This window comes from uncultured Limnohabitans sp. (assembly GCF_937889215.1).
In the GTDB taxonomy this organism is placed as follows: domain Bacteria; phylum Pseudomonadota; class Gammaproteobacteria; order Burkholderiales; family Burkholderiaceae_C; genus Limnohabitans_A.
Genome location: NZ_CALBEX010000103.1, coordinates 1 through 2,383, shown reverse-complemented (window position 1 = coordinate 2,383; position 2,383 = coordinate 1). Strand labels below are relative to the sequence as shown.

Sequence of the window (2,383 nt, the reverse complement as noted above, 5' to 3'; positions counted from 1 at the left end):
TGCCCAGGGCACCATCGCTGCCCATGCCGGTGAGCAAGATCGCCAGGGTGCGCGCGCCTGCGGTTTGTGCAGCCGATCTGAACAAAAGATCGACAGCTGGGCGGCAGTGGTGCACTGGCGGGCTTTGGGTGAGGCGGGTGCGGTAGCCGTGCGCGTCGGCCACCACCATGAGGTGGTGGTTGCCGGGTGCAATGAGGCATTCGCCGGGCAAGATGGCTTCGTCGTTGACGGCTTCGCGCACTTCATAAGGGGTCAGTGTGTTCAGACGCTCGGCCACGGCCTTGGAGAAAAATGCCGGGATGTGCTGCACGACCAAGATGGGCGGCAAACCTTGGGGCAGTGCGGGCAGAAGGCTTCTGAGCGCTTCGACGCCACCGGTGGAGGCTCCGATCACGATCAATCGGCGGTCTCCGCGTTTGGCATGGCTGGCGGGGTGGCTGACTTGGGCTGGTCTGACCGCTTGTGCGACTGGGGCTTTGGCGTGGTGGCGAATGCGTTGTTTGGCGGCATAAGCTGCTTTGACATGGAATGACAGTTTGGCGGCCAATGCGCCAATCGAGGTGTTGCCGTCGGGTTTGGCCAGAATTTCACTGGCTCCGGCGTCCATGGCCGCGAGCGCGACGTTGGAGCCTTGTTGGGTGAGCGAGCTGATGACCACCACCGCCACAGGCGATCGTTCTGCCTGCATTTGGCGCAAGTAGGTCAGGCCGTCCATGCGGGGCATTTCCATGTCCAGTGTGATCACATCGGGCTGCAGCCGTGCGACTTTGTCCATGGCGATCAAGGGGTCGTTGGCCACGCCGACCACTTCGATCTCGGGGTCCAGGGTCAGTGTTTCTGTGATGGTTTTTCGGACCAAGGCCGAGTCGTCGATCACCAGGACCTTGATGCGTGGTGTTTTGCCCGTCCACATGGTTTATCGCTTTCGCTGGTAAATGCTGTTGCCAAGTGCTTGGAAGGGGTGGGGTGTGCGCAGCAAACTGTCGGAGTGGCCCACGATCAGGTAGCCCCCGGGTTCGAGTACATCGTGCATGCGGTGAATCAGCTCGGCTTGCGATTGGAGATCGAAATAGATCAACACATTGCGACAAAACACCAGATGCTGCGGCTGGGGGATTGCATAGTTTTTGTCAAAAAGGTTCATTCTGTGAAAGTTCACTTTTCTTCGCAGCTCATCTTTGACTTTGCAGCTTTGCGAGAAGGGGCCGCTGCCTTTTTGAAAGTATTTGTGCATCAACGAGGGCTCGGGCAGGCCCAGTCTGTCCATCGGGTACACCGCTTGTCTGGCTTTTTGGATGGCGCGGTTGGAGATGTCGGTTGCGTCAATTTGCCAGCGCAGTCCGCCCGGTTTTTGCGCAGCATATTCACTCAATACGATGGCCAGGCTGAAGGCTTCTTCGCCACTGGAGCTGGCAGCCGACCAGCAGCGCTGAACTTGACCCGCCGTAGGGCTGTGGCGCAAGAGTTCGTTCAGCAATTGCGAAGAGACCTTCTCAAAGTGCACGATTTCCCTAAAAAAATGGGTGTGGTTGGTGGCGATCAGGTCGATCAGGGTGTCCAGCTCTGATTCACGGTGTTGCTGGAGCCAGTGCAGGTAATCGTCCCAAGAGCTCAGACCCAATTCGCGCACCCGTTTGCCCAGCCGACTGGACAACAAGATGAGCTTGTTGGGGGTCAGGTGGATTCGGCTGTGTTGGTGGATCAGGCGGCACAGGTTTTGGTAGGTCTGGTCGGACATCGGTGGGAGTCGATCCAAGCCCCATTGAGTTGTAGCGGTCATGCAGAGCGGGTTCAGAAGTCTTTGAAGTGCTGCTCAGACGTTGGCTCCGGTGCATGCAGTTGTGGTTTGTCGCCGTAGGCCAGGTGATTTTGAGCTTGGGCGCGGTGGGTTTTTGCCGCACTTGCGCTGACGCGCTCGCTGCGTTGTTTTTGGGGCGTGACTTTGGGGGTGGGGCGCGTTGAGGGCGCACGGTCTTGTCGACGGATACTGAAACCTATCACTTGGATGCCTTGCTCGACCAGGTCTTCCGCGCTCATGGCTTGGCTGTGTGTTTGCTCTGCAGCATGGGCGATCTGACTGGCGCTGTCTGCGGTATCTTGCGCGACTTTGCTCATTTGATCGATGGCGACGCTGACGTGTTCAATGCCTTGGGCTTGTTCGCGGGCGGCTAAGCTGATTTCGGCGACCAGCGCATCGGTTTGGCCGATCTTGACTTCGATTTGTCCCAAGGATTCGTGGACCCGTTCGAGCGATACAGCGCCCATGCGGCTGTTGCGGATGGAGGCTTCGATTTTTTCGGCCGATTCGTGGGCGGCCATGGCACTGCGCTGGGCCAGGGAGCGAACCTCGTCGGCGACGACGGCAAAGCCCGCACCTGCCTCG

The 2,383-nt window shown here is 58.9% G+C and carries 3 protein-coding genes; all 3 read right to left on the bottom strand.

Features of this window, described 5'->3' with window-relative positions:
• Positions 1 to 913: chemotaxis-specific protein-glutamate methyltransferase CheB (gene cheB / locus Q0341_RS02705; protein WP_299510378.1), on the bottom strand; the 913-nt coding region annotated here is incomplete at its 3' end.
• Positions 914 to 916: 3 nt separating this feature from the next.
• The gene (locus tag Q0341_RS02700) at positions 917 to 1,780 is read right to left on the bottom strand and encodes a protein-glutamate O-methyltransferase CheR (protein WP_299510377.1); all 864 of its coding nucleotides are present in this window, start codon (positions 1,778 to 1,780) and stop codon (positions 917 to 919) included.
• 11 nt (positions 1,781 to 1,791) lie between these two features.
• On the bottom strand, positions 1,792 to 2,383 hold a 592-nt coding region (locus Q0341_RS02695), incomplete at its 5' end, for a methyl-accepting chemotaxis protein (RefSeq protein ID WP_299510375.1).